This is a genomic window from Ruegeria sp. AWH4_226, assembly GCF_056159225.1.
Genome location: NZ_JBSWUU010000001.1, coordinates 1924647 through 1948948, shown reverse-complemented (window position 1 = coordinate 1948948; position 24302 = coordinate 1924647). Strand labels below are relative to the sequence as shown.

Genomic DNA, 24302 nt, shown 5'->3' with positions numbered 1-24302 from the left:
CCGGGGATTCGCGCATAGATAAACGTCTTCCTGACATGGACTCAGTAACGGAGAGCGCCCAATGGCCCGCGTGACGGTTGAAGATTGCGTAGACAAGGTTCCAAACCGGTTCGAACTGGTGATGCTCGCGGCCCATCGTGCGCGCGAGATTTCTGCCGGTGCGCCCATCACCGTTGACCGTGACAATGACAAGAATCCGGTCGTGTCGCTGCGCGAGATCGCCGATGAAACGCAAAGCGCCGATGAACTGCGCGAGCGCCTGATTGAAGCGAACCAAACACAGATCGAGGTCGATGAGCCGGAAGAAGACCAGATGGCTCTTCTCATGGGAGCGGAGTCGGACAAGCCTGTCGAAGATGACATGTCCGAAGAAAAGCTGTTGCGCGCTCTGATGGAGGCTCAAGGCCAGGGGTAACCCAAGCTTACACAAGGTGCGGACCGGATGATTTCTGCTGACGACTTGATTGCGCTGGTCCGCAACTACAACCCGAAAACCAACGCAGACCGCATTGCCCGCGCATTTGAATTTGGACGTCAGATGCACGAAGGGCAGTTCCGCCATTCTGGCGAGCCGTATTTCACTCATCCCGTTGCCGTTGCCGCCATCCTGACCGAACAGCGTCTGGATGATGCCACCATCATCACTGCACTTCTGCATGACACGATCGAGGATACCAAAGCCAGCTACGGCAAGGTGGCCGATCTGTTCGGGGATGAGGTCGCCAAGCTTGTTGATGGCGTAACCAAGCTGACCAACCTGCAACTTTCCAGCCGAGAGACCAAGCAGGCCGAAAATTTTCGCAAGCTATTCATGGCGATGTCCAAGGACCTGCGGGTTATCCTGGTTAAACTCGCCGACCGTTTGCACAACATGCGCACGATCAAGGCGATGCGCCCGGAAAAGCAGATTCAAAAAGCGCGCGAGACGATGGATATCTACGCACCGCTCGCGGGCCGCATGGGTATGCAATGGATGCGAGAGGAGCTGGAAGACCTTGCCTTTCGGGTGCTCAACCCCGAAGGGCGTCAGTCAATCATTCGGCGTTTTATCACACTGCAGCGCGAAACCGGCGACGTAATCCACCGCATCACGGGCGATATGCGGCACGAGCTGGAAAAGGCCGGGATTGACGCAGAGGTCTTCGGACGGGCCAAGAAACCGTATTCGATCTGGCGCAAGATGCAGGAAAAGGATCAGGGCTTTTCGCGCCTTTCGGATATCTACGGTTTCCGCATCATCACTCAGACCGAAGAAGACTGCTATCGCACGTTGGGCGCGATCCATCAGCGCTGGCGCGCCGTTCCTGGGCGGTTCAAAGACTACATAAGTCAGCCGAAATCGAACGGATACCGCTCAATTCACACGACGGTTTCTGGACGAGATGGCAAGCGGGTCGAGGTACAGATACGTACTCGCCAGATGCACGACGTGGCCGAAACGGGCGTGGCGGCGCACTGGTCGTATCGCGATGGTGTGCGTTCAGAAAACCCATTTGCCGTGGACCCGGCCAAGTGGATCGCGAACCTGACCGAACAGTTCGACAGCGAAGAGGATCACGAAGACTTCCTCGAAGCTGTCAAGCTTGAGATGTATTCGGATCAGGTCTTCTGTTTTACGCCCAAGGGCGACGTGGTGAAACTGCCGCGTGGTGCGACGCCGATTGATTTCGCCTATGCCATCCACACGCGGATCGGGCACGCCTGTGTGGGTGCCAAGGTTGACGGCATCCGCGTTCCGCTTTGGACCCGGATCAAGAACGGGCAATCGGTGGACATCATCACCGCAGATGGGCAGACCCCGCAGGTCACGTGGCTTGAGATTGCGGTGACAGGAAAGGCCCGGACTTCCATCCGCCGCGCGCTGCGCGAGGTCGACCGCGAGCGATTTATTAAGCTTGGCAAGGAACTGGCCCGGTCGGGCTTCGACCACGTGGGTCGCAAAGCCACCGACAAAGCCCTGGATACTGCCGCCAAGCACCTGCGGCTCAAGGATCGTCACGAGCTGTTGGCGCGCCTTGGAAGTGCCGAATTGACGGCGCATGACGTGGTCAGCGCGGTCTATCCCGAACTGACACAGGATGACGGCGATGCCATTTCCCCGCGCCGTGCGGTGATCGGTCTGGAACCCGGACAGAAATTCGAACGCGCACCGTGCTGCCAACCTCTGCCTGGTGAGCGTATTGTCGGTATTACGTATCGCGGCAGGGGCGTGGTGGTGCACGCAATCGATTGCGATCGACTGTCTGAATACGAAAGCGAACCTAACCGCTGGGTCGACCTGCACTGGCATTCCGGCACGCACCCGGCGGTGTATGGTGTGACGCTTGATCTAACCATCGGAAATGACGCTGGGGTACTGGGGCGTATTTGCACATTGATTGGCGAGAAAAAGGCCAATATTTCGAACTTAGTATTCGTTGACCGCAAACCGGATTTTTACCGCCTTCTGATCAGTGTCGAGCTGCGCGACCTTGAACAGCTGCACTCGCTGATGCTGACACTTGAGGCCGAAAGCGACGTCGCCGCGGTTGATCGGTATCGCGATAAGGAAAAAACCGCTGTAGCGGCTGTTTGAGAGAGGGTGATCAGGAGTGGTTTTTAAGCGCCGAGACCGACGCTCACCCATTCAGATCGCTTCGGAGTTCGTTTATCCGCGCGGCGGATGGACCCGTGCCTTTCACTACGTCAAACACCGTATCCGGCGCCTGCCCGATTCACCTGAACGTATCGCGCGCGGCGTTGGGGCAGGGGTGTTTACTGCGTTCACGCCCTTCTATGGGTTTCATTTCTTTATCGCAGCGCTGATCAGCCGATTGATCAACGGCAACTTGCTGGCTTCGCTGAGCGGCACATTTTTCGGAAACCCCCTGACTTATGTTCCCATCGCCGTGGTCTGTCTGCAAACGGGCCATTTCCTTTTGGGGGACGATTTTGAAGAGGGTGAAACACACGGCCTGACGGACAGTTTCGTTCAGGCGCTCGGCGATCTGAAGAACAACTTTATGGCCATGTTCACGGATCGCGTCGCCGATTGGGGCGGGTTGAGTATTTTTTACGACGAGGTGTTTTTTCCCTATATGATTGGGGGCATCTTTCCGGGACTTATTGCCGGGTTCGTCTGTTATTATCTCAGCCTTCCGGTGGTCCGTACCTATCAGCAACGGCGTCGTGCGCGGATCAAAGCGAAATTCGAAGAAATCAAACGTTTGGCCGAAAGCAAACCTGCCGTTCCGGTATCAAACCCTCTAGGCTCGGGCCAGAGTTCGGGAAAGGAATCAAGCGATGTCTGAAAACCACCTGCGTCTGGGCGTGAATATCGACCATGTCGCTACCGTGCGGAATGCGCGCGGTGGAGACTATCCCGACCCGTTGCGCGCCGCCAAACTGGCGGAAGAGGCCGGGGCAGATGGAATTACTGCCCATTTGCGTGAAGACCGCCGCCACATCTCGGACGCGGATATCGATGGTCTGATGGAAGTTCTGTCGGTGCCGCTGAACTTCGAAATGGCCGCGACGCCGGAAATGCAAAAGATCGCCTTGCGCCATAAACCGCATGCCGTTTGCATTGTCCCGGAAAAACGCGAAGAGCGTACAACCGAAGGCGGGCTTGAGGTCGCGCGTGAAGAAAACAAGCTGGCCCATTACATCGCGCCGCTGCGCGAGGCGGGGTGTCGCGTGTCGATCTTCATTGCAGCCGACCAGCGCCAGATTGAGGCAGCGCACCGCATCGGTGCCGAAGTGATTGAGCTGCACACAGGCGCTTATTGCGACGCTCATGCCGAAGGCCGGGTGGATGAAGCCGCAACCGAACTGGAAAGCCTGCGCCAGATGTCCGCTTTTGCCCACTCACTGGGTCTTGAGGTGCATGCTGGGCACGGTTTGAACTATGAAACGGTGCAACCCATCGCGGCTTTCCCTGAGGTGCGCGAGTTGAATATCGGCCATTTCCTGATTGGTGAGGCGATTTTCCGTGGTCTCACCCCGGCAATAGCTGAAATGCGTCGCCTGATGGATGACGCACGGGCCTGATCAGGTTGCGCGACGCATGCAGGATCAAGAGGGGACGCCATGAAGGCAATCACTTATCGTAGCTTTGGCACTGCAGAAGACGTGCTTGAACTGGTCGACATGCCTGACCCCGTTGCTGGACCGGGTGAGGTCGTGGTTCAGGTGAAGGCCACGGGGATCAATCCATCGGATGTCAAACTGCGCGGTGGCGCGCGCCCCGGGGCGGTCATGCAGTATCCTGTTGTCATTCCACATTCGGATGGTGCTGGGGTTATCGTGGCCGTCGGTACGGGTGTCGATCCGGCTCGGGTCGGCAAACGGGTCTGGATCTGGAATGGCCAATGGCAACGCGCGTTCGGAACCGGTGCAGAGTATATTGCCTTGCCGTCCGAGCAGGCGGTTTTTCTGCCGGAGACGACCAGTTTTTCCGAAGGGGCTTGCTTTGGAATCCCGGCGATGACCGCGTGGTACGCGCTGTATGCTGACGGGCCGATTGCGGGCAAGACGGTTCTGGTGACCGGGGGTGCGGGAACCGTGGGGCGTTACGCCTGCCAGATGGCCGCGCTTGGTGGTGCGCGGGTCATCACAACGGTGAGTTCTCAGGAAAAGGCCGCGCATTCCGGCGCGGATGAGTTTGTGAACTACCGCACTCAGAATGTGACGCAAGCTGTGATGGACATGACCGATGGCGCCGGTGTTGACCGTATTGTCGAAGTCGATTTTGCAGCTAATCAGGAAGCCTCGCTGGGTTTGATCCGACCGGGCGGCACCATCGCGAGCTATTCATCGGTGTCGAAGATGCGCCCAGAGCTTGATTTCTACGGCTTCATGTTCAAGAACATTCGCCTGCACATGCTGATCGTCTATCAGTTGGACGCCGTCGCACGGCGCAGGGGCGAAGCCCAACTGACGGAATGGTTGCAGCAGGGCGTTTTGAACCATGCGGTCGTGCCTGCGGGGCATTTGGCCGATGCTGCGGCAGCTCACAAGATGGTCGAAGCCGGTGAGAAGATGGGCACTGTGGTTCTGGAGGTGTGATGTGATCCTTGGCATCGGCACGGACCTCGCGAATATCGAACGCATTCAAGGTACGCTCGACCGTTTTGGCGACCGGTTCCGCAATCGTGTCTTCACAGAAACCGAGCAGAACAAGGCCGAACGCCGGGCCGACGCCGCGGGAACCTACGCCAAGCGCTGGGCGGCGAAAGAGGCTTGCTCAAAGGCTTTGGGCACCGGTTTGCGCATGGGCATTTCGTGGCGGGATATGGCGGTCACTAACCTGCGCACGGGTCAGCCCGTGATGCATGTCACCGGTTGGGCCGCCGAGCGTTTAAAAGAGATGACGCCTGAGCGGCATGAGGCAATCATCCACGTCACTTTGACTGATGACCACCCATGGGCGCAGGCCTTCGTTGTGATTGAGGCCCGCCCGCTTCAAGATCACGCCGCTCAGTCTTGACTTGCCCCCAACGGCCCCGCATGTAGCACCCCAACAACCCAAGGACCGGAGAGCAGTATGGCCGAGGACGTCAAAACCGGAAATCCCATATTGGAGACGATCAAAACCATCGTCTACGCCCTGTTGATCGCAGGCGTTTTCCGTACCCTGTTCTTTCAGCCGTTCTGGATTCCTTCCGGTTCTATGAAGCAGACCTTGCTGATCGGTGATTTCCTTTTCGTCAATAAGATGGCCTATGGCTATTCCTATGCGTCCTGCCCCAGTCTGATTATCCCAAGTGTTGGTTTGAACATTGATGCCGAAGATATCTGCGGCTGGATACCAGGAGGAGACAATTCCCGCATCCTGGGCGGAGAGCCCGATCGCGGCGACGTCATTGTTTTTCGTCATCCGGTCACCGGGCGCGACTATATCAAGCGTCTGATCGGCATGCCGGGTGACCGTATTCAGATCCGCGAAGGACAGGTTATCCTGAACGGGACCCCGGTGCCGCAACAACCAGATGGCGTCTTTACTGAAACCGCCGAACCGCAGGGGCCGCAAAGACTGCGCCCGCGCTGTGAAAACGGCCCCGTCGGCATTGGTGGTGCCTGCGAAAAATCCCGCCTGATCGAGACCTTGCCCAACGGGGTGTCCTACGATGTCTTGAACATCGGCAATCAGGCTTCGGACAATACGGGCATCTACATGGTACCCGAAGGCCACTATTTCTTCATGGGTGACAACCGCGACAATTCAAGCGACAGCCGTCTGCCGCAATCCGCCGGTGGTGTTGGTTATGTGCCGTATGAAAACCTGATTGGTCGTGCGGACCGGATCATGTTCTCTTCTGCCGGACGATCGATGCTGTTCTTCTGGACATGGCGCAGCGATCGCTTTTTCAAGGCGATCAATTGAAGCTATCGGCCGAGATAAAGGCATTCCAGCGGCGTCTTGGATATGAGTTTTCTGACCCGGAGCTGCTGGTGCGGGCGCTGACCCATGGCTCGGTCTCATCGGCAACGCGGCCTGATAACCAGCGTCTTGAGTTCCTCGGCGATCGCGTATTGGGGCTTGTCATGGCCACAGCGCTGCTGGAGGCCGACAAAAGGGCATCCGAGGGCCAACTTGCCCCGCGTTTCAATGCGCTGGTCCGCAAAGAGGCTTGCGCGGACGTCGCCCGTCAGATCGATCTGGGTGCAGTGCTCAAGCTCGGCCGGTCCGAGATGCTGTCTGGCGGCCGCCGCAAGCAGGCTTTGCTGGGCGACGCGATGGAGGCCGTCATCGCCGCGATCTATCGCGATGCAGGGTTCGAAGCTGCACGAGATGTCATTCTGACGCTTTGGGGCGATCGCATCCACAAGGTCGAAGCCGATGCGCGCGACGCAAAGACCTCGTTGCAGGAATGGGCGCAGGCGCGCGGGCAAAAGCCGCCGTCTTACGTCGAACTTAAGCGCAGCGGCCCCGATCACGCGCCCGTTTTCACTATCGCTGCCCGCTTGCAGGACGGTGCAGAGGCGCAAGCCACCGCCGGGTCCAAACGGCAGGCTGAACAGGCCGCGGCCAAGGCGTTGTTGGATCGGCTGGGCCCCACAGCTTAGGGGGCGGGTGGCAAAACCCCCTCAGCCTGCAAAACCTTCAGGATGCTCACGATTGTCTTGGTGCTGACGTCGACCGACCCTGTCAAGCTGATGCCGATACCGCCATCACCGATCTCGGTTGTCCCGCCGCCATCGTAACTCGGAGCGATTGAGGATAGCTCCGGCGGCAACTCCGGGCAGATTGGTGAGCGCTTAAGAAGGGCCGAGCTGCCTTTCAGGAATATCGCGCGGGCCTCCTGCAGCCACGCCTTCTGTTCCTCGGACACGAGGTCTTGATCCGCAGGTTGGACTTCGACGCCCTGCAGCCCGAAATACACGCAATTGTCCCGCACCGTGGCCGAGGCGGTTGCGGCAAATGTTACGCCAAAATGGGCGATCTGTTCTTGCCGCACTGGCTCCTGTCCCAGTTTGCGGTCGCATCGGTACGTGTTCATCCCGAAACGCCCCTGCGCTGAAATTTCGGAACCTTTGGCTTTGGCGTCCACTGAGTCCAGATGAATCTCGACCGTGCAGCCCTCGGCAAAGCTGGTTCCGGCAAGAGCCTTTGGCAGTGCCGCCTGGACCTCGCGCATGTCCAGCAGTGCCTCGACACCGATACGGGTTGGCGATACATCGGTCAGCTTCATGCTCAGCCGGTAAGGTGCTTCGGTATCGGCCAAAGGCAGGGACTGTTGAAATTCCAGCGTCACCTCCTTGGCAGCAACAAAATATCCGCTGAACAACAGGCACGCCGTGGCAAGGATCAGAGTTTTCATTCGATCACTCCAATTCCGCGCTTATCCTGCAGCAACTCGACAAGGTCCAATATCGTTGACGAACTGGTGTCAACCGAACCGACAAGCGCAACACCGACACCGCCCTGACCGATCTCGCGAATGCCGCCGGAATTAAAATATGGATCAAGCCCGGCCAATTCCTCGGGCAGTTTCGGGCAGATCGGGTGCTCGGCCAGTATTTCGGCCCCTTTTTTCAGGATCAGTTCGCGGACCTTTTCCGTTACGCCGGTAAGGTCTGAAACCGTGCCGATAAAACCTTGCAGGTCCAGTTCCAGATCGACCAAACGAAGGCGGACACACTTGCCCTTGACGTCGGCTGCTGCCTGAACAACTGCATCCACGTTCTGGCCAAACAGCAACACGCCCCGGTAATAAACCTCTGGATCATCCGTGTCGCAGGCATGAAACTTGGCCTGCACCTGTCCGCTGGCAAGGATCGTGTCGCCCTGCGCCCTTGCCTCGGAAACTGCCAGCGAATATTTTTGCTTGCAGGTATCTTTCAGAACATTCGAAAAAATCCACGGCGCGTTTTTTTGAAGCGACCTGAGGTCCATGAACGCCTCAATACCCAGCCGTGTTTCCGAGCTGTCTTCAGCCGACAAGTAAAGAGAAAAGGGCAGCTGCTTTCCCTTCACCGGAAAACTGTTGGAAATCTTGAATTCCACACTGTCCGCTGAGGCCCCACTTGCAAGCAGAGCCTGCAACAACAGTGCCGCGCAGGTTCCAAACCACCCAAATCCGCGTCTTGGAATGCTCCAGCCTCGATCTTTCTGGTCCATCCACCCCCCCCCTGAATTTGTTTCAGTTTAATAGCATAAGTATTTTGGTACGAAGCTGAAAATCGGGTTTATTCTTTTGCCTCTTGCTTGCGTCTGTTTCAGGCGCAGCTGAGCCGGATGCACGGCCGATTTGCGACAAATCCCTCTGGCCCGTCGGGTGTTTCTGCTATAGGGGTGCGCACTTGCTAACAGGATCGCAACACACATGAGCACACGCGCCGGATTTATCGCCCTGATCGGAGAGCCCAACGCAGGCAAATCCACCCTTTTGAACCGCATGGTCGGGGCCAAGGTCTCGATCGTGACGCACAAGGTGCAGACCACCCGCGCGCGCATCCGGGGCGTCGCGATGGAAGGCGACGCGCAGCTAGTCTTTGTGGACACGCCCGGCCTGTTCAAACCGCGCCGCCGACTGGATCGCGCCATGGTCGCCGCAGCGTGGGGCGGGGCTGCAGATGCCGATATCGTCGTGCTGATGGTAGAGGCCCATCGCGGCATCACCGAAGGGGTCGAACGCATTCTTGAGGGGCTGCAAGAGATCGGCCAGGGCCGCAAGATCGCGCTGGCGATCAACAAGATCGACAAGGTTCCGTCCGAGAAGCTGCTGGCCCTTACCAGCGAGTTGAACGCGCGATACCCTTTTGCCGAAACCTTTATGATTTCGGCGGAAAAGGGCCACGGCGTCGACGATCTGCGCAAGTGGCTGGCCGCGGAACTGCCCGAAGGCCCGTGGCTTTACCCCGAAGACCAGATTGCCGATCTGCCCCTGCGCATGATTGCCGCCGAGATGACGCGCGAGAAACTGACCCTTCGCCTGCATCAGGAGTTGCCCTATCAATTGACGGTCGAGACCGAGAACTGGGAGGAACGCAAGGACGGTTCAGCCAAGATTGATCAGGTGATCTATGTCATGCGCGATGGTCACAAAGGTATTGTTCTCGGCAAACGCGGTGAGACGATCAAGGCTGTCAGCCAGGCGGCAAGGGCCGAACTGGAAGAATTCCTTGACCGCAAGATCCACCTGTTCCTGCAGGTCAAAGCCCGGCCCAACTGGTTGGAAGAGTCCGAGCGCTACTCGGAAATGGGTTTGGACTTCAAAGACGGCAACGCATGACCCGCCTGACGGCCGAGTTCTGGGTTCACGCCTATCTGGCGCGGCTGCGGTTTCAGCAAATCCCGGCCTTTGTCGTGACCCACGGCGACGATACGGCGGGTGCGGTACTGGTCAAGCTGAACACGCTGGACGGGCAGGCGATTGCCTTCCAGCGCAGCTTTGACTTGATGAGCGGTGAACGCAAATGGGTCGAGCTTTCTTCTGGCCCCGAGCCCGAGGTGGATCAGACTATCCAGCGCCAGCGCAGTTTTGATCCCGATCTTTGGGTGATTGAGGTCGAGGACAGGCAAGGGCGTCACCTTCTTGGCGACGAAGGGTTAGACTGATTTTTAGCCCTGGTTGACACAGTTTAGCATTCTATTTCTGCGATACGTTCTACCGTTCGCACCGAAGTGTTATCTGTCCTTGTAACCCGCCCTATTGAGGTTGAGCTTGATGAAAACGATTGCCCGACTATGCTGCGTCGCTGCGATGATTTCTGCTTTATTTGCGTCCCCTTCGCTTGCGCAGCCCCGGTTGGGATGGGGTTATCAAATCGATGGTCTCGCCGCGTATCAGGGTGACGCAGATTTGAGTGAGGGTGGTGAGTTTTCTGCAAGCCGCATTTTCCTACGCACCACAGCGCTATATACGTTTCAAAATGACACGTCGCTTGGGGTGTCGGCAAGCTTTGGCCGGTTGGACTACAATTTCAGTCAGGCCAATAACCAACCATGGGAAGACATTCGGGACATCCGCGTTGCGGTACCGCTTCGGTTTGGTGTTGGGAGTGCGACCACGGTTTTCATCTCTCCGCAAGTTAGGTGGGACTATCAAAGCGGGGCCGAGGCCAGTGATGGTAGAACCTATGGCGTTTTTGCGGGCGTCGCCTGGAAACTGAACGAGCGGCTGACCATAGGCCCGGCTTTTGGGGCATTTTCGCAGATCGAAGACAATGATATCGACTTTTTTCCGGCTCTACTTGTTGATTGGGACATCAATGACCGCTGGAACCTGAATACGGGCTCGGGGATTGGGGCCACGCAGGGGCCGGGTCTGACGCTCAGCTATGCGCTCAACGACACGATGAACCTTGCCCTGTCGGCCCGGTATGAGCGTATTCGCTTCCGACTGGACGATGATGGGCTGGCGCCAAATGGCGTGGGCGAAGACAAAAGCATCCCCGTGGTGATCTCGTTCGGGTATAACCCCAATCCCGGTTTTTCGCTGAATGTCTTTGCAGGGGCCGAACTTGAAGGGCGTTTGACGCTGGATGACGCAAATGGAACAGAGCTGAGCCGCCAGAGCTATGACACAGCCCCGCTGGTGGGTGCGGCCTTCAGGCTCAGGTTTTAAGCGCGCGAAATTCTGTCTGTCACAGCCCTTGCGGATGCTGGCGCCTTGCGATCTGTTGCGGGCAACGGGAAACCCGCAGGCAAAAGGAGCCTAATTTGGACTGGCGTGATCATGGTATCCTTTTGACCACGCGTCGCCATGGGGAGACGGCGGCAATCATTGAGGTTTTCACCGAAAGCCATGGCCGCCATGCCGGTGTTGTCCGGGGCGGGACCAGCCGCAAGATCGCCCCGATCCTGCAACCGGGGGCGCAGTTGGATGTGCTTTGGCGCGCCCGGCTTGAGGAACACATCGGAACCTTTCAGGTTGAACCGCTGCGGTCGCGTGCTGCGGCGGCATTCTCTGGCCGATTGGCCCTGGCAGGATTGAACGCAGTTGTTGCGTTGCTGACGTTCTGTCTGCCAGAGCGGGAGCCTCATCCGGCGATTTATATGCAAACCGAACGGTTGATGGACTTGCTCGGGCAGGACGAGATTTGGCCGCTGGCTTATCTGCGGTGGGAGTTGGCGTTGCTGGAAGAGCTGGGGTTCGGTCTTGATCTTTCGTCCTGTGCAGTGACCGGTTCAACCAGCGGTTTGGCCTATGTCTCACCCAAAACCGGCCGCGCGGTCAGTGCCAAGGGGGCAGGGGAATGGGCAGACAGGCTGTTGCCACTGCCCCCTTGCTTGCGAGGAGAGGGGCGCGCACCCGACGCAGAGATTGCACTTGGCCTTCAGACAACCGGATATTTTTTGACACACCATCTGGCCCCGTCGCTGGGGAATCACCCTCTGCCCGAGGCACGGGCGCGTTTTGTGGATCAGTTTACTCGACGGCTGTGAACACCATCTCGTGCCCGGCATCATTGCGCAGGATCAGAACGTTACCGGACACCTCGGACTGGGTCATGGCCATTAGGGCCGCAAAGTAGAACCCTTCGGCTTCAAGCCCGGCGCAGGCGGCGCGGGTTGCCGTCAGATCAGCGATTTCGAACCATGGGTAAGGTGCTGTCAGGGTGCCGCTATAGCTGTTGCAAGGGGCATTGCCTTCGATCTTGTTTTGTTCAGGAAAGCGTAGCAGGGCGCTGGCCTTGTAAGGCTGCCCATCGATTTCCTGCAGCGCCCAGGTCGTGTCGGCCGCGCCATAAGCGGCGACGGTCTCGTCCCTGTCGCATTGAAACAGGGCCAACATCGGCAGGGTCAAGATCAGGCGTATCATGTAACCGGTTTAACCCACGGAACGTAAAGACGGAACCGCACCTATAAAGGCAACTCACCATTCAGCAGCTCTTGCCGCACTTCCAGTCGGGGGCGCCAGTTGTACTTGGTGTCTTCCTGTACGGGTGCCCATGTCAGTGCACCGCTGGCCCGCCAGGGATCAAGGATTATCCCGTCATACATCGAGTCGCCATCTGCGCTGATCAGGGCCGAGTGATGGATGATCCTGAATTGGGTGGGTGGCGATGTCGCCCAATGGATATCCAGCGTGCGAAAATCTTCCTGCCTCAGGCGCTTGGTCATGGCTTCGGCCCAGTCATTGCACAAACCGCGCTCACGAAAGCCATTGATAACCTTGGCATTATGGATGATGGCCGTGTCAGTGACATTCCAGTCCTGCTTTAGCTGCTGTGAGTAGGTATACGAGATGGAAGCGGCCGTTCGCGCTTCGACCGGATCGACATCGGGTCCGAGGGATTGGATCGCATATGCCAGGGTGTCGATATCGTTTTGGCTTGCGGTCGGCTGTTCGGTGGCGCAGCCGCCCAGAATAAGGGCAGTCACAATTGCCCAGGCTGCGAATAGTCTTTTGGTCATTCCTGCTGCGATCCTTTGTATCGGGGCCAGTAGGTGATCTATCGGGGATCAGGGCCAAGTTCAAAGGTGAAATTCACTTGTCGGAGGATCACCACCGACGCTTGAGCCCCCATGCCCGTCATTTGTGCAATTTCAATTTCGCAAGAAAAAAACCCGGCGCGCTGGCCGGGTTAGTTGGGGAAACAGGAGTGCCGAATTCGGTCACCCAAGCAAACGTCGGGCTATGACCTGTGCCTGAATTTCGGCTGCTCCCTCGAATATGTTCAGAATGCGCGCGTCACACAGGACGCGGCTGATCTTGTATTCCAACGCAAACCCGTTGCCGCCGTGGATTTGCAGGCCATTATCCGCAGCGGCCCAAGCCACGCGCGCGCCCAGCAGCTTGGCCATTCCGGCCTCAAGATCACAGCGGTGCCCATTGTCCTTCTCGCGGGCCGAGAAATAGGTCAGCTGGCGGGCGATCATGATCTCGACCGCCATCATTGCCAGTTTGCCCGACACGCGGGGGAAGTTGATCAGGGATTTGCCGAATTGCTTGCGGTCCTGTGCGTATTGCATGGCGATGTCCAGCGCGCTTTGCGCCACACCGATGGCACGCGCGGCGGTTTGGATGCGGGCGGATTCGAAGGTCTCCATCAGTTGTTTGAAGCCTTTGCCCTCTTCTCCGCCCAGCAGGTTTTCCGCCTTCACGTGGAAGCCATCAAAGCCCAGCTCATATTCTTTCATTCCGCGATAGCCCAAAACTTCGATCTCGCCGCCGGTCATTCCCGGGGTGGGGAAGGGGTTTTCATCGGTTCCCGGCGTTTTTTCGGCAAGGAACATGGACAGGCCACGGTGATCGGTGCTGTCCGGGTTGGTGCGGGCCAGCAGGGTCATCACATGAGTGCGCGCGGCATGGGTAATCCATGTCTTGTTTCCGGTGATGGAGTAATCGCCGTTTTCATCCTTCACGGCCCGCGTTCGCAGGCTGCCAAGGTCAGAACCGGTGTTCGGTTCTGTGAAAACAGCGGTTGGCAGGATTTCGGCGCTGGCCAGTTTTGGCAACCAGTTTGCTTTTTGCTCTTCCGTGCCGCCTGCAATGATCAGTTCCGCTGCGATTTCCGAGCGTGTGCCCAGCGAACCCACACCGATATAGCCGCGCGAAAGCTCTTCCGAGACCACGCACATCGAGGCTTTGGACAAGCCAAACCCGCCAAACTCTTCCGGGATCGTCAGGCCAAAGACGCCCATTTCAGCCAGTTCTTCAATGACTTCCATCGGGATCAGTTCATCCTTCAGGTGCCATTCATGCGCGTTCGGCTCGACCTTTTCCTGGGCGTAACGGCGAAACTGGTCGCGGATCATTTCCAGTTCTTCGTCGAGCCCCGAAGAACCGAACATGGTGGCCCCGGCCTGATCCTCCATCAGCGCGACAAGGCGGGTGCGTGCGGCCTGAGTATTGCCGTTTTGGGTCAGAGCCATGACCTCGGGCGCCATCAGGGCGCGCATGTCGTCCTGACTTAATCCAAGATCCTGAAGGCGGACGATTTCCCCCTGGTTCATCTGAATGCCGCCGTAAATCTGCCAGAGATATTCGCCAAAGGCGATCTGATGCAGCAGCTGCTCCATCTCGCCAAACTTGCCGTCGGCATCCAGCGCTTCAGCCCAGTGTTGCATCTGTTGCAGCGATTGGGTGTAGGTCGCCAGCCATGCCAGTCCATGAGCGGCCGTTTGATGCGCCTCAATCAGCGCTCCAGATACACGTCCATCATCGGAGACCGTATTGCGCACGGTCGCGCGGGCGCGACCAAACACGCTTTCGACCGCCGGGATAGCCGCACGGGTCAGTGCCAGAAGGTCGGGCAGAATTGCGGATGGTGTCATCTGGGTAACATCTTGTCCGTCAGGGGCCATGAATCACGTCCTTTTCTGGTGTCGTCTGGTCATATCATGCTGCACATGCAGCGCAAGAAAAATGCGAATTATCAAGCAAAATAGTTCTAAAATTGCTTTGTCAATTTTGCAGTGCAGCGCGCGTCAATAGTGGTATCACGGGGCCATGACACTGCTTTCCTTGCTTAACCCAAACGAATTGTTTTTGGCCGCTGGCGTTGCGCTTGTGGCCGGTTGGGTCAAAGGTATGGTCGGATTTGCCATGCCGATGGTCCTGGTTTCGGGGCTCAGTATGTTCCTGCCGCCGGACTTGGCGCTTGCCGGGTTGATTTTACCGACTTTGGTAACGAATGGCTTTCAGGCCCTGCGCGAAGGTATTCCGGCCGCAGTTTCGGCGATGAAGGCGTTTCGCGTGTTCCTGGCCGCAGGGCTGGTGTTCTTGTTGATCGGGGCGCGGGTAGTCAGTTCGCTGCCCGCGTCAACGTTTCTGTTGATGATCGGCATCCCGGTTTCGTTTTTTGCCCTGATTCAGATTTTGGGGGTGCAATTGGTCCTTCGCAATCCGTCACCTCGGATTGAATTGGGCATTGGTTCGGTTGCGGGTTTTGTCGGAGGAATGTCGGGCATCTGGGGGCCGCCAACCGTTGCGTATCTGACTGCGCTGAATACTCCAAAAGCAGTGCAAATGCGGGTTCAGGGGGTGATCTACGGCTTGGGGGCCGTTGCCCTGATGGTGGCACATCTGGGGTCGGGGATATTCCGGGCCGAAACGGCCCCGTTCTCGGCTGCTTTGGTCATACCTGCGGTCATCGGGATGTGGATCGGCTTGCAATTGCAATCGCGGATCGATCAGGCGCTGTTTCGGAAAGTGACTCTGTTGGTCCTGCTGGTAACTGGATTGAACCTGCTACGACGGGGCTTGATGGATTAACCACGCGTGTCGGCAATACGAAACGCGAAATACAAAGCCAGCATCAGGAAGAAAAGCCCTGATATATCACCGATTAAAAAAGCGAAATACTCGGCGCGTGCGCTACCGAAAGCCATGTTGGTCAGACCTGAGACAAGAAAAGACGTGATGATCCCCACCCCCATAACACAGGCCCAACACGGATTGCGCTCAGGTCGGGGGAACAAGTCCCAACCGACCCATTTGCATATGTAGAACACCGCCGGAACGGTCGTGACTGCAATGAAAATGGCCATCAAGCGGCTTGGAAGGAAAACATCACTGCCACCCAAAAAGGCGAAGACCACAAACACGCCGGGCAAAAGCGCAAACACCGCCCGCCACCCCAGCAGCCAGGCTGCCAAAACCCGCACACCATGCGGCAGGAACAGCAGGCTGGCCCGGCTGGGATATTCGGGGAAGAACACGTTTTGAAGAGGCGTGAGAACTTCGAATGTCAGCAGCGATGCCAAGACATAGGCCAAAGATGCGAAGAACGTGTCCGTAGCCCACCTGCGCACGAGTTTCAGCCAAGGTTACGCGGGTTTGCGGTGTTACTTTGGGGCATGAACGATGTACCGCCCTCGGTTTGCGGTGCCGCTTTGCGACAGATACCCTTTTTGAACCAGCGATTTCAGCGCCCGAAAAAAGGTCGGGCGCGAAACGCTTCGCACCAAGGTATGCTCGATCAAACCGAATGTGCGCACCTCGTCGTCTGACTTCGAAAGCTCTTCGGCGGCGTAGTAGATGTCGCGCTCCACCGGAGACAGTTGCTCAAGGCCCAGCGTGTGTTCCATACTCTGCATGAGTTTGCGCAGTTCGGTCAGTTTTGAGATTTCCGTCATAGTCTACCTGTCTTTACTTGTGCCAACCGTTGCCGCCCCGCGGCACGACCAGAGATGCCAATTCTTTGGCGGCGTCCAAAAGGTCGCATGTTGACACTCATCCCCTCTGTCGCAGACGTATTTTGTCATTGGGTGGCAAATGTGTTGATTTGAGAGTTTGCCCGAGCGACCCAACAGTATTTACGTCCCGCCCAAAGAAACGGCTTCGGGCTTTTTTTATATTTCGACAAATGTAGAGGCTAATCGAATAGCGCATGCCCGGCAACGCGTTTTGCCCAGATAGCGCGACATACAACTATATTGTGATGTCGTTGGGGTTTTTCGCGATGTTGGCCGGTAAGCAGCCCAAAATGAAACTGGGGGCAAAGATGCCCCCAATGTCAGATCATCCGATTGCGACAGCTTTGATATCTTCGTCGATGAAGGGCAGGTACTGCTCAAAATTCTCTGCGAACATCTGCACCAGCTTATCGGCCTGTTTGTCAAAGGCGGCCTGATCGTCCCAGGTGCGGCGCGGGTCCAGAAGAACCTCGGCTACGCCGGGCACGGCCACGGGCACGTCAAACCCGAAATTGGCATCCTTGCGGAACTCGGCGTCGCGCAGCGACCCATCCAGCGCAGCGGTCAGCAGCGCGCGGGTCGCCCGGATTGGCATCCGCGATCCGACACCGTAGGCGCCGCCGGTCCAGCCGGTGTTCACCAGCCAGCAGGTTGCACCGTGCTGAGCAATCTTTTCACGCAAAAGGTTGCCGTACACCTCCGGGCGGCGCGGCATGAATGGAGCGCCGAAACAAGTTGAGAATGTCGGCTGGGGTTCGGTGATGCCACGCTCGGTCCCTGCAACTTTCGAGGTGAAGCCCGATAGGAAATGATACATTGCCTGTGCCGGCGTCAGTCGCGCAATCGGAGGAAGAACGCCAAATGCGTCGCAGGTCAGCATGATGATATTCTTCGGGTGACCGCCAAGGGCGCTGCTGGATGCATTCGAGATGTATTCGAGCGGGTAAGCGCAGCGCATATTTGCCGTCAGCGAGTCATCCTCAAAGTCCAGCTCTTTGGTTTCTGGATCGAACACCATGTTTTCGATCACCGTGGCGAACTTGCTGGTTGTCGCGTAGATTTCCGGCTCGGCCTCGGGGTTCAGGTTGATAGTCTTGGCATAGCAGCCGCCTTCAAAGTTAAAGGTGCCACGGTCCGACCAACCATGTTCGTCGTCACCGATCAGGGTACGCGCCGGGTCGGCGGACAGCGTTGTTTTACCGGTGCCGGACAGGCCAAAAAACACGGCGGTATCGACCGGGTTGCCAACGGCATGGTTGGCCGAACAGTGCATCGGCATCACGCCTTTTTCCGGCAGCATGTAGTTGAGCAGGGTGAACACGGATTTTTTGTTTTCACCCGCGTATTCAGTGCCACCGATCAGGATCAGCTTGCGGTCAAAGTTCAGCGCGATCACGGTTTCGCTGCGACAGCCGTGCTTTGCAGGATCGGCTTTGAAACTGGGGCAGTTGATGATGGTAAAGTCCGCGACGAACTCGTCCAGATCCTCGCGATCCGGGCGACGCAGAAGATGACGGATGAACAGGTTGTGCCAGGCCAGTTCTGTGACCATCCGAACATTTATTGAAAAGGCGGGGTCGGCACCGCCTACCAGATCCTGCACAAAGTAGTCGCGGCCCTTCATATGGGCCAGCATGTCATCGTGCAAAGCGTCAAAGCCTCCGGGGCTCATCTCGGCATTGTTTTCCCACCAGATAGTGTCCGCAACGCTGTCCGTCTTGACAACGTGTTTGTCCTCGGGCGAACGGCCAGTGAACTTGCCGGTGGTGACCAGAAAAGCCCCGCCATTGCCAAGCGTGCCTTCGCCGCGCTTCAGCGCTTCTTCGATCAGCGCCGGTTCCATGAAATTATAATAGACATGTCCCAGACCCTCGATGCCCTGATCTTCGAGGCGGAATTGCGGGTTAACCCGTCCAGATGTCATGTGTGTCTTCTCCTGTGGCGGCGCTTCGGCGGGTGGGCCGCATGCGCTCTTGGGGCATTGTGCCGGATCATTCCGGCGGACAGGCGGGTCTTATCATGGTCGTTTAGGGCGTGAACAGGACGGTTTGGCGCAGTTAGCGCAACCAAGTTCAGGTTTAGCGCCACCAGAAATTTCCTGACGGAAATCACTGCGCATTTCTGGGGCCATTAACGGCTTTTTTGCCGCAGCTGTGTGACAACAAACCCACGATTCGCAGATACGGATTGATTCGCGGACATAAAAACGACAAAGATGCCCTACTAATAAGCGAAATATTGCATGAGTGAGCAGGAATAGGGGTAAACCCGATGTCGAAGATTGCACTGGTGGACGACGACAGAAATATTCTGACGTCTGTGTCCATGACTCTCGAAGCCGAAGGGTTCGAGGTTGAAACCTATAACGACGGGCAAGCAGCCCTGGATGCATTCAATAAAAAACTACCTGATATGGCCGTGCTGGATATAAAAATGCCACGCATGGACGGTATGGACCTGTTGCAGAGGCTGCGGCAAAAAACCCAGATGCCGGTCATCTTTCTGACGTCGAAGGACGATGAAATTGATGAGGTTCTGGGCCTGCGAATGGGCGCAGATGACTATGTAAAAAAGCCCTTTTCACAGCGGTTGCTGGTTGAACGCATCCGTGCGTTGCTACGCCGGCAAGAGGCTACAACCGGCGAAGTGACCAATGCCGCTTCAGGCGATACCAAAGTGATGGAACGGGGTGATCTGCGGATGGACCCGCTGCGCCATGCGGTCAGCTGGAAGGGGACGGATGTCTCGCTGACCGTGACCGAGTTTTTGTTACTACAAGCACTGGCGCAGCGCCCCGGTTTCGTCAAAAGCCGCGATCAGCTGATGGATGTCGCCTATGATGATCAGGTCTATGTCGACGACCGAACCATCGACAGTCATATCAAGCGCCTGCGTAAAAAAATGCGCGCCGCGGATCCCGAATTTTCGGCAATCGAAACACTTTATGGCATCGGGTACAGGTACAACGAAGAATAAGCGTGGTCACTGAAAAGGGGTAACCGAGCCTCGTGCGCGATACAGAGCAAGCCAGAGAATTGCGGGACGGCGACGTCGTTCTGGGGGATGACTGGGTCATCCCGCAGGATCCGGAGTCGGCCGAGCTGCGGGCGTCGCGCCGACGTCGTAACATGTTTTCGTTGCGCGGCTCGCCTTTGGCGCGCAGGATTATCACCTTCAACCTGATTGCTCTCGTCATACTTGTGACGGGGCTATTGTACCTCAACGACTCCCGCGAGGATCAAGTCCAGCAAACGGCGCGCAACCTTGTCGGTGACGCGCAACTTGTTAGTAACGTGTTCGAAACCCGACTGCGACAAAGCCTGATCGGGCAGTCCCAGGTCACATCTGCACTGGATGTCAAGGATACGCTGGCTGGGCTTAGCTTGCCTGCCGGGGGCGAAGTTTTTGTATATGACGCGGACGGTACTTTGATCGGCTGGACGCGCGGGGTGGCGACCCCTTCGCAGAACACTGCGTTGCTTAAAAACGGCTCCGAGGTTCAGACCGGCAGCACTTTGATTAGTGATGCGTTGAACGCCGTCTGGACCGGACTGTCCCGGGTATTTACGCGCTCTGAACCGGATGAAGCGCCGACCTTGGCGCAGCGCGTGCAAGATATCATTCCCGAGGCCTTGCGGGGAGAGTTGCAGGTCGAAGCGGTAAAAGATGCCACCGGCAAGACGGTTATCGTCGCGGCGGCTCCGATCCTGCAGGATGAGGTGCCGATAGGGGCAGTGGCAATGGCTGGTCCTGCCGGTGAGGTCGACGCGCTGGCTCGGCGTGAACAGGAGCGTATCTTGCAAATGTTTGTCGTGGCGCTTTTGGTGTCTATCGGCCTGAGCCTTGTTCTGGCATCCACCATTGCCAACCCGTTGGCGGATCTTGCCTCTGCGGCTGAGACGGGCAAGGACCGGGGGGCCGGTGTTAACCCAGGCCGTATCCGCATTCCTGACCTCAGCGCCCGACCAGATGAAATCGGGCGTCTCAGCCAGGCTTTGCGGGGGATGGTTTCAGCATTGTACAACCGCATCGATGCAAACGAACAGTTTGCCGCTGATGTCGCGCACGAGATCAAGAACCCACTTGCGAGTTTGCAGTCCGCTGTTGGAACCTTGCGCGTGGTCAAGCGCGATGACCAGCGTGATAAATTGTTGGGCGTGATCGAACATGATGTGCGTCGGCTGGATCGTTTGGTCAGTGATATCTCGAACGCGTCACGCCTCGACGCTGAGTTGGTCAAGGAAGAGGAACAGCCTTTCGATCTGCTCAAGCTTTTGGACAATATCGGTCAGTATTTGGGTGAAGACGCCCGCGCCAAAGGCATTGATTACATTACCGATCTTCCGCGTCAGCCGATTGTCGTCAACGGGCTTGAGGCGCGCCTGGCGCAGGTATTCGTCAACCTGATCACTAACGCGATTTCATTCTGCGACGACAGCGACGCCATACGCGTTTGGGTGCGTCGCCGAGAAAACCGGGTGCTCATCGTGGTCGAAGATACAGGCCCCGGAATTCCGGATCAGGCGTTGACCAAGATATTCAAGCGGTTCTATTCGCAGCGACCCGAAGAGCATTTTGGCAACAATTCCGGCCTTGGGCTGGCGATCTCGAAACAGATTGTAGAAGCTCATGGCGGTGTGATTTGGGCCGAGAATATCCGCCCGACTGAGGCAGATATTACATCAGACCCGCAAGGTGCGCGTTTCGTGGTGGGGTTGCCGGTGTAAACGCATGAGTGGCCAGAGCCTTTTGGACATTCGACATCAGAACACAGCTATCGTTCACGGAACATGCGTGGCCGTCGAAGGGCGCGGCGCTTTGGTCGTGGGATCTTCGGGATCAGGTAAATCGGCGTTGGCCTTGCAGATGATGGCATACGGGGCAGCGCTGGTCGCTGATGATCGTGTCGCTCTGACCATTGTTGACGGAGCGGTTATTGCGGATGCTGTTCCAACCTTGCGCGGCGTGATTGAGGCGCGGGGCGTTGGGTTGCTTCGTGCAAACGCCGCCGGGGCAACGCCGGTCTGCTACGTGGTGGATCTTGATCAATCCGAATCCGTCCGCTTGCCGGACCCGGTGACCGCTGTTGTCCTGAGGCAAACTGTGCCCTTGCTTCGGGCGGCAGGCATCCCCAATTTGTCCGCAATACTGATGCAACTTTTGAAAATGGGGCGTTTAGACCCGGAATGGCCCAGCACTTAACACCGCAACGGCGTATTGTTTTGGTCACTGGCCCATCAGGCGCGGGCCGTTCGACTGCAATCCGTGTGCTTGAAGACCTGGGTTTCGAAGCCATAGACAATCTTCCGATGGGTTTGTTGATGCGCCTTTTGGACGGGCCGCAGGATGATCGGCCGATGGCTTTGGGTATAGACGCGCGCAACCGCGATTTCTCGACAATCGGATTCATAGAATTGGCCGTGCGCCTGAGGCGCATGGAACAGGTTGATTTGACGACGCTTTACCTTGATTGCAATGATGAGGTTCTGCTGCGGCGTTTTTCGGAAACCCGTCGCCGACATCCAGTGGCCACTGATGCAAGCCCGGAAACAGGCGTGCGGCAGGAGAAAGAGCTTTTGGCCCCGATCCGCGAGATTGCAGATACGCTGATCGACACCTCCCCGCTGAATGTCCACCAACTGCGAGAAGAGGTCGAGCGCTGGTTTGCTCCACAAGGCGGGCGGCACCTTGCGGTTTCGATCGAGTCATTTTCGTATAAACGGGGCCTTCCGCGCGGACTTGATATGGTCTTCGACTGCCGGTTTTTGGCCAATCCCTATTGGAGGCCGGAACTGCGGTCAGAAGATGGTCGAAACCCGGACGTTGCCAGTTACGTAAAATCTGATACGAATTATGCTCCGTTTTTCGATCGGGTTGTGGATTTGCTGAACCTGTTGCTGCCAAGCTTCCGTGCAGAGGGCAAAGCACACCTGTCAGTGGCTTTTGGCTGTACCGGCGGGCAACATCGGTCGGTTGCCATGGCAGAAGCGGTCGCAAAGGCTCTTGCAGAGAAGGGGCAGCAAGTGGCAATTAGGCACCGCGAAATGGAACGTCGATCGTTGAATGTGAGGCCGGATTGATCGGGATTGTGATCGTAGCACATGGTGGGTTGGCCAAGGAGTATCTGGCCGCCGTTCAGCATGTGGTTGGAAAGCAACCCGGTCTGATCGCGATTTCGATTGAGGCAGACCATAATCGCGAAGAAAAGCAGACCGAAATTTGTCTGGCTGCTGACAGTGTGGATGTTGGGGATGGCGTCGTTGTCGTGACCGACCTGTTCGGGGGAAGCCCGTCGAATCTGAGCCTGCGCGCCTGCGCCCCGCATGATCGTCGTATCCTTTACGGTGCAAATCTGCCTATGTTGATTAAACTGGCCAAAACCCGCCACCTGCCTGTTGCAGACGCCGTACGGCAGGCGATGGAGGCTGGACGTAAATACATCAATGCGCAAAATGTGACATTAGAAGAAGACCGGACTGATTAAGAATGACAAACCGAAGTTTGAAAATAGTAAACGAAAAGGGTTTGCACGCCCGCGCCTCGGCCAAGCTGGTTGAAGTGGTGGAGGGCTTTGATGCCCGTGCCGAAGTATCCAAAGACGGTTTTTCTGCTTCGGGCGACAGCATTATGGGCCTTTTGATGTTGGCAGCATCGCGTGGAACGACTATTGACGTCGAGACGTCCGGACCGGATGCTGAGGCGTTAGCTGATGCTTTGGAAACCCTGGTGAATGACAAGTTCGGGGAAGGGTTCTGACCTCATCGGCTGCGCGATGAAGAACGGGATGACCAGGAATTGGCGGAAACTACGCACGAGACCAAGACAGGCCCTTTGTTGGATGGGACCAAGGATCAGGGCGAAATCTACGACCGTAGAACCCTGACTTACGCGAACTCATTCGACGATGCCTGGACCTCAACCGCCATTCGCGCGATTGAATGGTGCACTGGCAAGCTGACCATTTTGCGTATGGTCAACAAATTCGAAAAGAAGAACGAGTATTACCGCGGCCAAAGGTTCTGGGGCGGCGCTCTTGAGGTCATGGGAATCGACCTGACCACGCCGGAAGAGCAAATTGCCCGCATTCCCAAAGAAGGCCCGGTGGTCGTCGTGGCGAACCATCCGCACGGTATGGTTGACGGTATGATTCTTGCCGAGTTGATCGGTCGGGTTCGCAATGACTACAGAATCCTGACCCGCTCTGTTCTGACCGGTTTGGACGAGGCCGCGACATCATTCATGATCCCGGTTCCGTTCCCGCATGACCCCGAAGCGCAAGGCAAAATGCTCGAAATGCGGGGCAAGGCGATGGATCACCTGAAGCAAGGCGGGGTTGTTGCATTGTTCCCGTCTGGTGTCGTTATGTCCTCGGATGACTGGTTTGGACCCGCGCAAGAACGGGAATGGAACGTGTTTACCGCCAAGATGATCCGCCGTTCAGGTGCAAGCGTGGTTCCCATCTTTTTCCCCGGCCGAAATTCGCGCGCTTACCAGATTGCCAACAGGCTGTCCCCGATATTGCGGCAAGGGCTTTTGCTGCATGAGATTGTCCGCTCGTGCAACAAACCGCAGTCTCCTGTCATCGGCGAGCCGATTTCAGATGAAGATATGGAACTGCTTGAGCGTGATCCACGCGGGTTCATGGGGTGGCTACGAAAACACACGATGTCATTGGGCGAAACGTTGAAACGCTAGACAGCAAATTGACCCCGTCGCAAAGGGCCAGAGGGGC

28 protein-coding genes are annotated in these 24302 nt (G+C 57.2%); 20 read left to right on the top strand and 8 right to left on the bottom strand.

What is annotated here, in order from left to right:
* The first annotated feature begins 61 nt into the window (after positions 1-61).
* From rpoZ to rnc, 8 genes are read left to right on the top strand one after another with little or no spacing between them, the layout of a single operon-like run.
* The gene (gene rpoZ / locus ACXAET_RS09485) at positions 62-415 is read left to right on the top strand and encodes a DNA-directed RNA polymerase subunit omega (protein WP_475184025.1); all 354 of its coding nucleotides are present in this window, start codon (positions 62-64) and stop codon (positions 413-415) included.
* Positions 416-442: 27 nt separating this feature from the next.
* Positions 443-2575, top strand: a complete 2133-nt coding sequence (locus tag ACXAET_RS09480; RefSeq protein ID WP_475184023.1) for a RelA/SpoT family protein — start codon at positions 443-445, stop codon at positions 2573-2575.
* Between the two features lie 16 nt (positions 2576-2591).
* Positions 2592-3290: a DUF2062 domain-containing protein gene (locus ACXAET_RS09475; RefSeq protein ID WP_475184021.1), complete on the top strand. Its 699-nt coding sequence runs from the start codon at positions 2592-2594 to the stop codon at positions 3288-3290.
* Positions 3283-4029: a pyridoxine 5'-phosphate synthase gene (locus ACXAET_RS09470; RefSeq protein WP_475184020.1), complete on the top strand. Its 747-nt coding sequence runs from the start codon at positions 3283-3285 to the stop codon at positions 4027-4029. The genes ACXAET_RS09475 and ACXAET_RS09470 overlap by 8 nt, the downstream gene beginning before the upstream one ends.
* A 39-nt stretch (positions 4030-4068) precedes the next feature.
* Positions 4069-5046 (top strand): NADPH:quinone reductase, encoded by a 978-nt coding sequence (locus ACXAET_RS09465; protein WP_475184018.1) that lies wholly within the window; start codon positions 4069-4071, stop codon positions 5044-5046.
* A 1-nt stretch (position 5047) separates the two neighbouring features.
* Positions 5048-5467, top strand: coding sequence for a holo-ACP synthase (gene acpS, locus ACXAET_RS09460; RefSeq protein WP_475184016.1), 420 nt, complete (start codon positions 5048-5050; stop codon positions 5465-5467).
* A gap of 57 nt (positions 5468-5524) precedes the next feature.
* Complete coding sequence (gene lepB, locus ACXAET_RS09455) at positions 5525-6364, top strand: signal peptidase I (RefSeq protein WP_475184015.1); 840 nt, start codon at positions 5525-5527, stop codon at positions 6362-6364.
* Complete coding sequence (rnc, locus tag ACXAET_RS09450) at positions 6361-7047, top strand: ribonuclease III (protein ID WP_475184013.1); 687 nt, start codon at positions 6361-6363, stop codon at positions 7045-7047. The genes lepB and rnc overlap by 4 nt, the downstream gene beginning before the upstream one ends.
* Here the strand turns inward: rnc and ACXAET_RS09445 are convergent.
* Positions 7044-7802 (bottom strand): hypothetical protein, encoded by a 759-nt coding sequence (locus tag ACXAET_RS09445; RefSeq protein WP_475184011.1) that lies wholly within the window; start codon positions 7800-7802, stop codon positions 7044-7046. The genes rnc and ACXAET_RS09445 overlap by 4 nt on opposite strands.
* Positions 7799-8602, bottom strand: a complete 804-nt coding sequence (locus tag ACXAET_RS09440; RefSeq protein ID WP_475184010.1) for a hypothetical protein — start codon at positions 8600-8602, stop codon at positions 7799-7801. The genes ACXAET_RS09445 and ACXAET_RS09440 overlap by 4 nt, the downstream gene beginning before the upstream one ends.
* Positions 8603-8807: 205 nt before the next feature.
* On the opposite strand from ACXAET_RS09440, the gene era reads away from it, so the two are divergent.
* The 4 genes from era to recO all read left to right on the top strand — a co-directional run bounded on the left by era (position 8808) and on the right by recO (position 11872).
* Positions 8808-9716, top strand: a complete 909-nt coding sequence (gene era, locus ACXAET_RS09435; RefSeq protein ID WP_475184008.1) for a GTPase Era — start codon at positions 8808-8810, stop codon at positions 9714-9716.
* Entirely contained in the window at positions 9713-10042 is a 330-nt protein-coding gene (locus tag ACXAET_RS09430) for a DUF1491 family protein (protein WP_475184007.1), read from the top strand. Before era ends, ACXAET_RS09430 begins: the two co-directional genes overlap by 4 nt.
* Before the next feature lie 109 nt (positions 10043-10151).
* Complete coding sequence (locus ACXAET_RS09425; protein ID WP_475184005.1) at positions 10152-11051, top strand: hypothetical protein; 900 nt, start codon at positions 10152-10154, stop codon at positions 11049-11051.
* A gap of 95 nt (positions 11052-11146) precedes the next feature.
* Positions 11147-11872: a DNA repair protein RecO gene (gene recO, locus ACXAET_RS09420; RefSeq protein WP_475184003.1), complete on the top strand. Its 726-nt coding sequence runs from the start codon at positions 11147-11149 to the stop codon at positions 11870-11872.
* Here the strand turns inward: recO and ACXAET_RS09415 are convergent.
* From ACXAET_RS09415 to ACXAET_RS09405, 3 genes are all read right to left on the bottom strand, one after another.
* A complete protein-coding gene (locus ACXAET_RS09415) occupies positions 11856-12248 on the bottom strand; it encodes an META domain-containing protein (protein WP_475184002.1) in 393 nt (130 codons plus the stop codon). The two genes, recO and ACXAET_RS09415, sit on opposite strands and share 17 nt — an antisense overlap.
* Before the next feature lie 41 nt (positions 12249-12289).
* The gene (locus tag ACXAET_RS09410) at positions 12290-12844 is read right to left on the bottom strand and encodes a hypothetical protein (RefSeq protein WP_475184000.1); all 555 of its coding nucleotides are present in this window, start codon (positions 12842-12844) and stop codon (positions 12290-12292) included.
* Between the two features lie 201 nt (positions 12845-13045).
* Positions 13046-14737 (bottom strand): acyl-CoA dehydrogenase family protein, encoded by a 1692-nt coding sequence (locus ACXAET_RS09405; RefSeq protein WP_475183998.1) that lies wholly within the window; start codon positions 14735-14737, stop codon positions 13046-13048.
* A gap of 145 nt (positions 14738-14882) precedes the next feature.
* Here ACXAET_RS09405 and ACXAET_RS09400 point away from each other — a divergent pair, with 145 nt between their 5' ends.
* Complete coding sequence (locus tag ACXAET_RS09400; protein ID WP_475183997.1) at positions 14883-15647, top strand: sulfite exporter TauE/SafE family protein; 765 nt, start codon at positions 14883-14885, stop codon at positions 15645-15647.
* Here ACXAET_RS09400 and ACXAET_RS09395 read toward each other — a convergent pair.
* The 3 genes from ACXAET_RS09395 to ACXAET_RS09385 form a co-directional block, all read right to left on the bottom strand.
* Positions 15644-16186: a hypothetical protein gene (locus ACXAET_RS09395; RefSeq protein ID WP_475183996.1), complete on the bottom strand. Its 543-nt coding sequence runs from the start codon at positions 16184-16186 to the stop codon at positions 15644-15646. The two genes, ACXAET_RS09400 and ACXAET_RS09395, sit on opposite strands and share 4 nt — an antisense overlap.
* Positions 16187-16219: 33 nt before the next feature.
* The gene (locus ACXAET_RS09390) at positions 16220-16510 is read right to left on the bottom strand and encodes a hypothetical protein (protein ID WP_475183994.1); all 291 of its coding nucleotides are present in this window, start codon (positions 16508-16510) and stop codon (positions 16220-16222) included.
* Positions 16511-16895: 385 nt separating this feature from the next.
* On the bottom strand, positions 16896-18494 hold the full coding sequence (locus tag ACXAET_RS09385) for a phosphoenolpyruvate carboxykinase (protein ID WP_475183992.1): 1599 nt from the start codon (positions 18492-18494) through the stop codon (positions 16896-16898).
* Positions 18495-18841: 347 nt separating this feature from the next.
* On the opposite strand from ACXAET_RS09385, the gene ACXAET_RS09380 reads away from it, so the two are divergent.
* Genes ACXAET_RS09380 through ACXAET_RS09350 form a run of 7 tightly spaced genes read left to right on the top strand, consistent with a single transcriptional unit; the run spans position 18842 to position 24265 of the window.
* Positions 18842-19546: a response regulator transcription factor gene (locus ACXAET_RS09380; protein ID WP_475183991.1), complete on the top strand. Its 705-nt coding sequence runs from the start codon at positions 18842-18844 to the stop codon at positions 19544-19546.
* A 32-nt stretch (positions 19547-19578) separates the two neighbouring features.
* Positions 19579-21297, top strand: a complete 1719-nt coding sequence (locus tag ACXAET_RS09375; protein WP_475183989.1) for an ATP-binding protein — start codon at positions 19579-19581, stop codon at positions 21295-21297.
* A gap of 4 nt (positions 21298-21301) precedes the next feature.
* A complete protein-coding gene (locus ACXAET_RS09370; protein ID WP_475183987.1) occupies positions 21302-21772 on the top strand; it encodes an HPr kinase/phosphorylase in 471 nt (156 codons plus the stop codon).
* Entirely contained in the window at positions 21757-22650 is an 894-nt protein-coding gene (rapZ, locus tag ACXAET_RS09365) for an RNase adapter RapZ (RefSeq protein WP_475183986.1), read from the top strand. The genes ACXAET_RS09370 and rapZ overlap by 16 nt, the downstream gene beginning before the upstream one ends.
* The gene (locus ACXAET_RS09360; protein ID WP_475183984.1) at positions 22647-23054 is read left to right on the top strand and encodes a PTS sugar transporter subunit IIA; all 408 of its coding nucleotides are present in this window, start codon (positions 22647-22649) and stop codon (positions 23052-23054) included. The genes rapZ and ACXAET_RS09360 overlap by 4 nt, the downstream gene beginning before the upstream one ends.
* 2 nt (positions 23055-23056) lie before the next feature.
* Positions 23057-23326 carry an HPr family phosphocarrier protein gene (locus ACXAET_RS09355; protein ID WP_475183982.1) on the top strand — a complete coding sequence of 90 codons (270 nt, stop codon included), beginning with the start codon at positions 23057-23059 and terminating at the stop codon, positions 23324-23326.
* Positions 23327-23365: 39 nt separating this feature from the next.
* Positions 23366-24265, top strand: a complete 900-nt coding sequence (locus tag ACXAET_RS09350) for a lysophospholipid acyltransferase family protein (RefSeq protein WP_475183980.1) — start codon at positions 23366-23368, stop codon at positions 24263-24265.
* The last annotated feature ends 37 nt before the right edge of the window (positions 24266-24302 follow it).

Bases quoted from the DNA above. Each gene is read 5' to 3' on its own strand.
- ACXAET_RS09440 (WP_475184010.1), bottom strand. From the start codon at position 8,602: ATGGACCAGAAAGATCGAGGCTGGAGCATTCCAAGACGCGGATTTGGG.
- ACXAET_RS09380 (WP_475183991.1), top strand. From the start codon at position 18,842: ATGTCGAAGATTGCACTGGTGGACGACGACAGAAATATTCTGACGTCT.
- ACXAET_RS09400 (WP_475183997.1), top strand. From the start codon at position 14,883: ATGACACTGCTTTCCTTGCTTAACCCAAACGAATTGTTTTTGGCCGCT.
- ACXAET_RS09445 (WP_475184011.1), bottom strand. From the start codon at position 7,802: ATGAAAACTCTGATCCTTGCCACGGCGTGCCTGTTGTTCAGCGGATAT.
- lepB (WP_475184015.1), top strand. From the start codon at position 5,525: ATGGCCGAGGACGTCAAAACCGGAAATCCCATATTGGAGACGATCAAA.
- ACXAET_RS09425 (WP_475184005.1), top strand. From the start codon at position 10,152: ATGAAAACGATTGCCCGACTATGCTGCGTCGCTGCGATGATTTCTGCT.
- ACXAET_RS09430 (WP_475184007.1), top strand. From the start codon at position 9,713: ATGACCCGCCTGACGGCCGAGTTCTGGGTTCACGCCTATCTGGCGCGG.
- ACXAET_RS09355 (WP_475183982.1), top strand. From the start codon at position 23,057: ATGACAAACCGAAGTTTGAAAATAGTAAACGAAAAGGGTTTGCACGCC.
- ACXAET_RS09470 (WP_475184020.1), top strand. From the start codon at position 3,283: ATGTCTGAAAACCACCTGCGTCTGGGCGTGAATATCGACCATGTCGCT.
- ACXAET_RS09390 (WP_475183994.1), bottom strand. From the start codon at position 16,510: ATGACGGAAATCTCAAAACTGACCGAACTGCGCAAACTCATGCAGAGT.
- ACXAET_RS09405 (WP_475183998.1), bottom strand. From the start codon at position 14,737: ATGGCCCCTGACGGACAAGATGTTACCCAGATGACACCATCCGCAATT.
- ACXAET_RS09370 (WP_475183987.1), top strand. From the start codon at position 21,302: ATGAGTGGCCAGAGCCTTTTGGACATTCGACATCAGAACACAGCTATC.
- ACXAET_RS09385 (WP_475183992.1), bottom strand. From the start codon at position 18,494: ATGACATCTGGACGGGTTAACCCGCAATTCCGCCTCGAAGATCAGGGC.
- ACXAET_RS09480 (WP_475184023.1), top strand. From the start codon at position 443: ATGATTTCTGCTGACGACTTGATTGCGCTGGTCCGCAACTACAACCCG.
- ACXAET_RS09415 (WP_475184002.1), bottom strand. From the start codon at position 12,248: ATGATACGCCTGATCTTGACCCTGCCGATGTTGGCCCTGTTTCAATGC.
- ACXAET_RS09410 (WP_475184000.1), bottom strand. From the start codon at position 12,844: ATGACCAAAAGACTATTCGCAGCCTGGGCAATTGTGACTGCCCTTATT.
- era (WP_475184008.1), top strand. From the start codon at position 8,808: ATGAGCACACGCGCCGGATTTATCGCCCTGATCGGAGAGCCCAACGCA.
- rapZ (WP_475183986.1), top strand. From the start codon at position 21,757: ATGGCCCAGCACTTAACACCGCAACGGCGTATTGTTTTGGTCACTGGC.
- ACXAET_RS09465 (WP_475184018.1), top strand. From the start codon at position 4,069: ATGAAGGCAATCACTTATCGTAGCTTTGGCACTGCAGAAGACGTGCTT.
- rpoZ (WP_475184025.1), top strand. From the start codon at position 62: ATGGCCCGCGTGACGGTTGAAGATTGCGTAGACAAGGTTCCAAACCGG.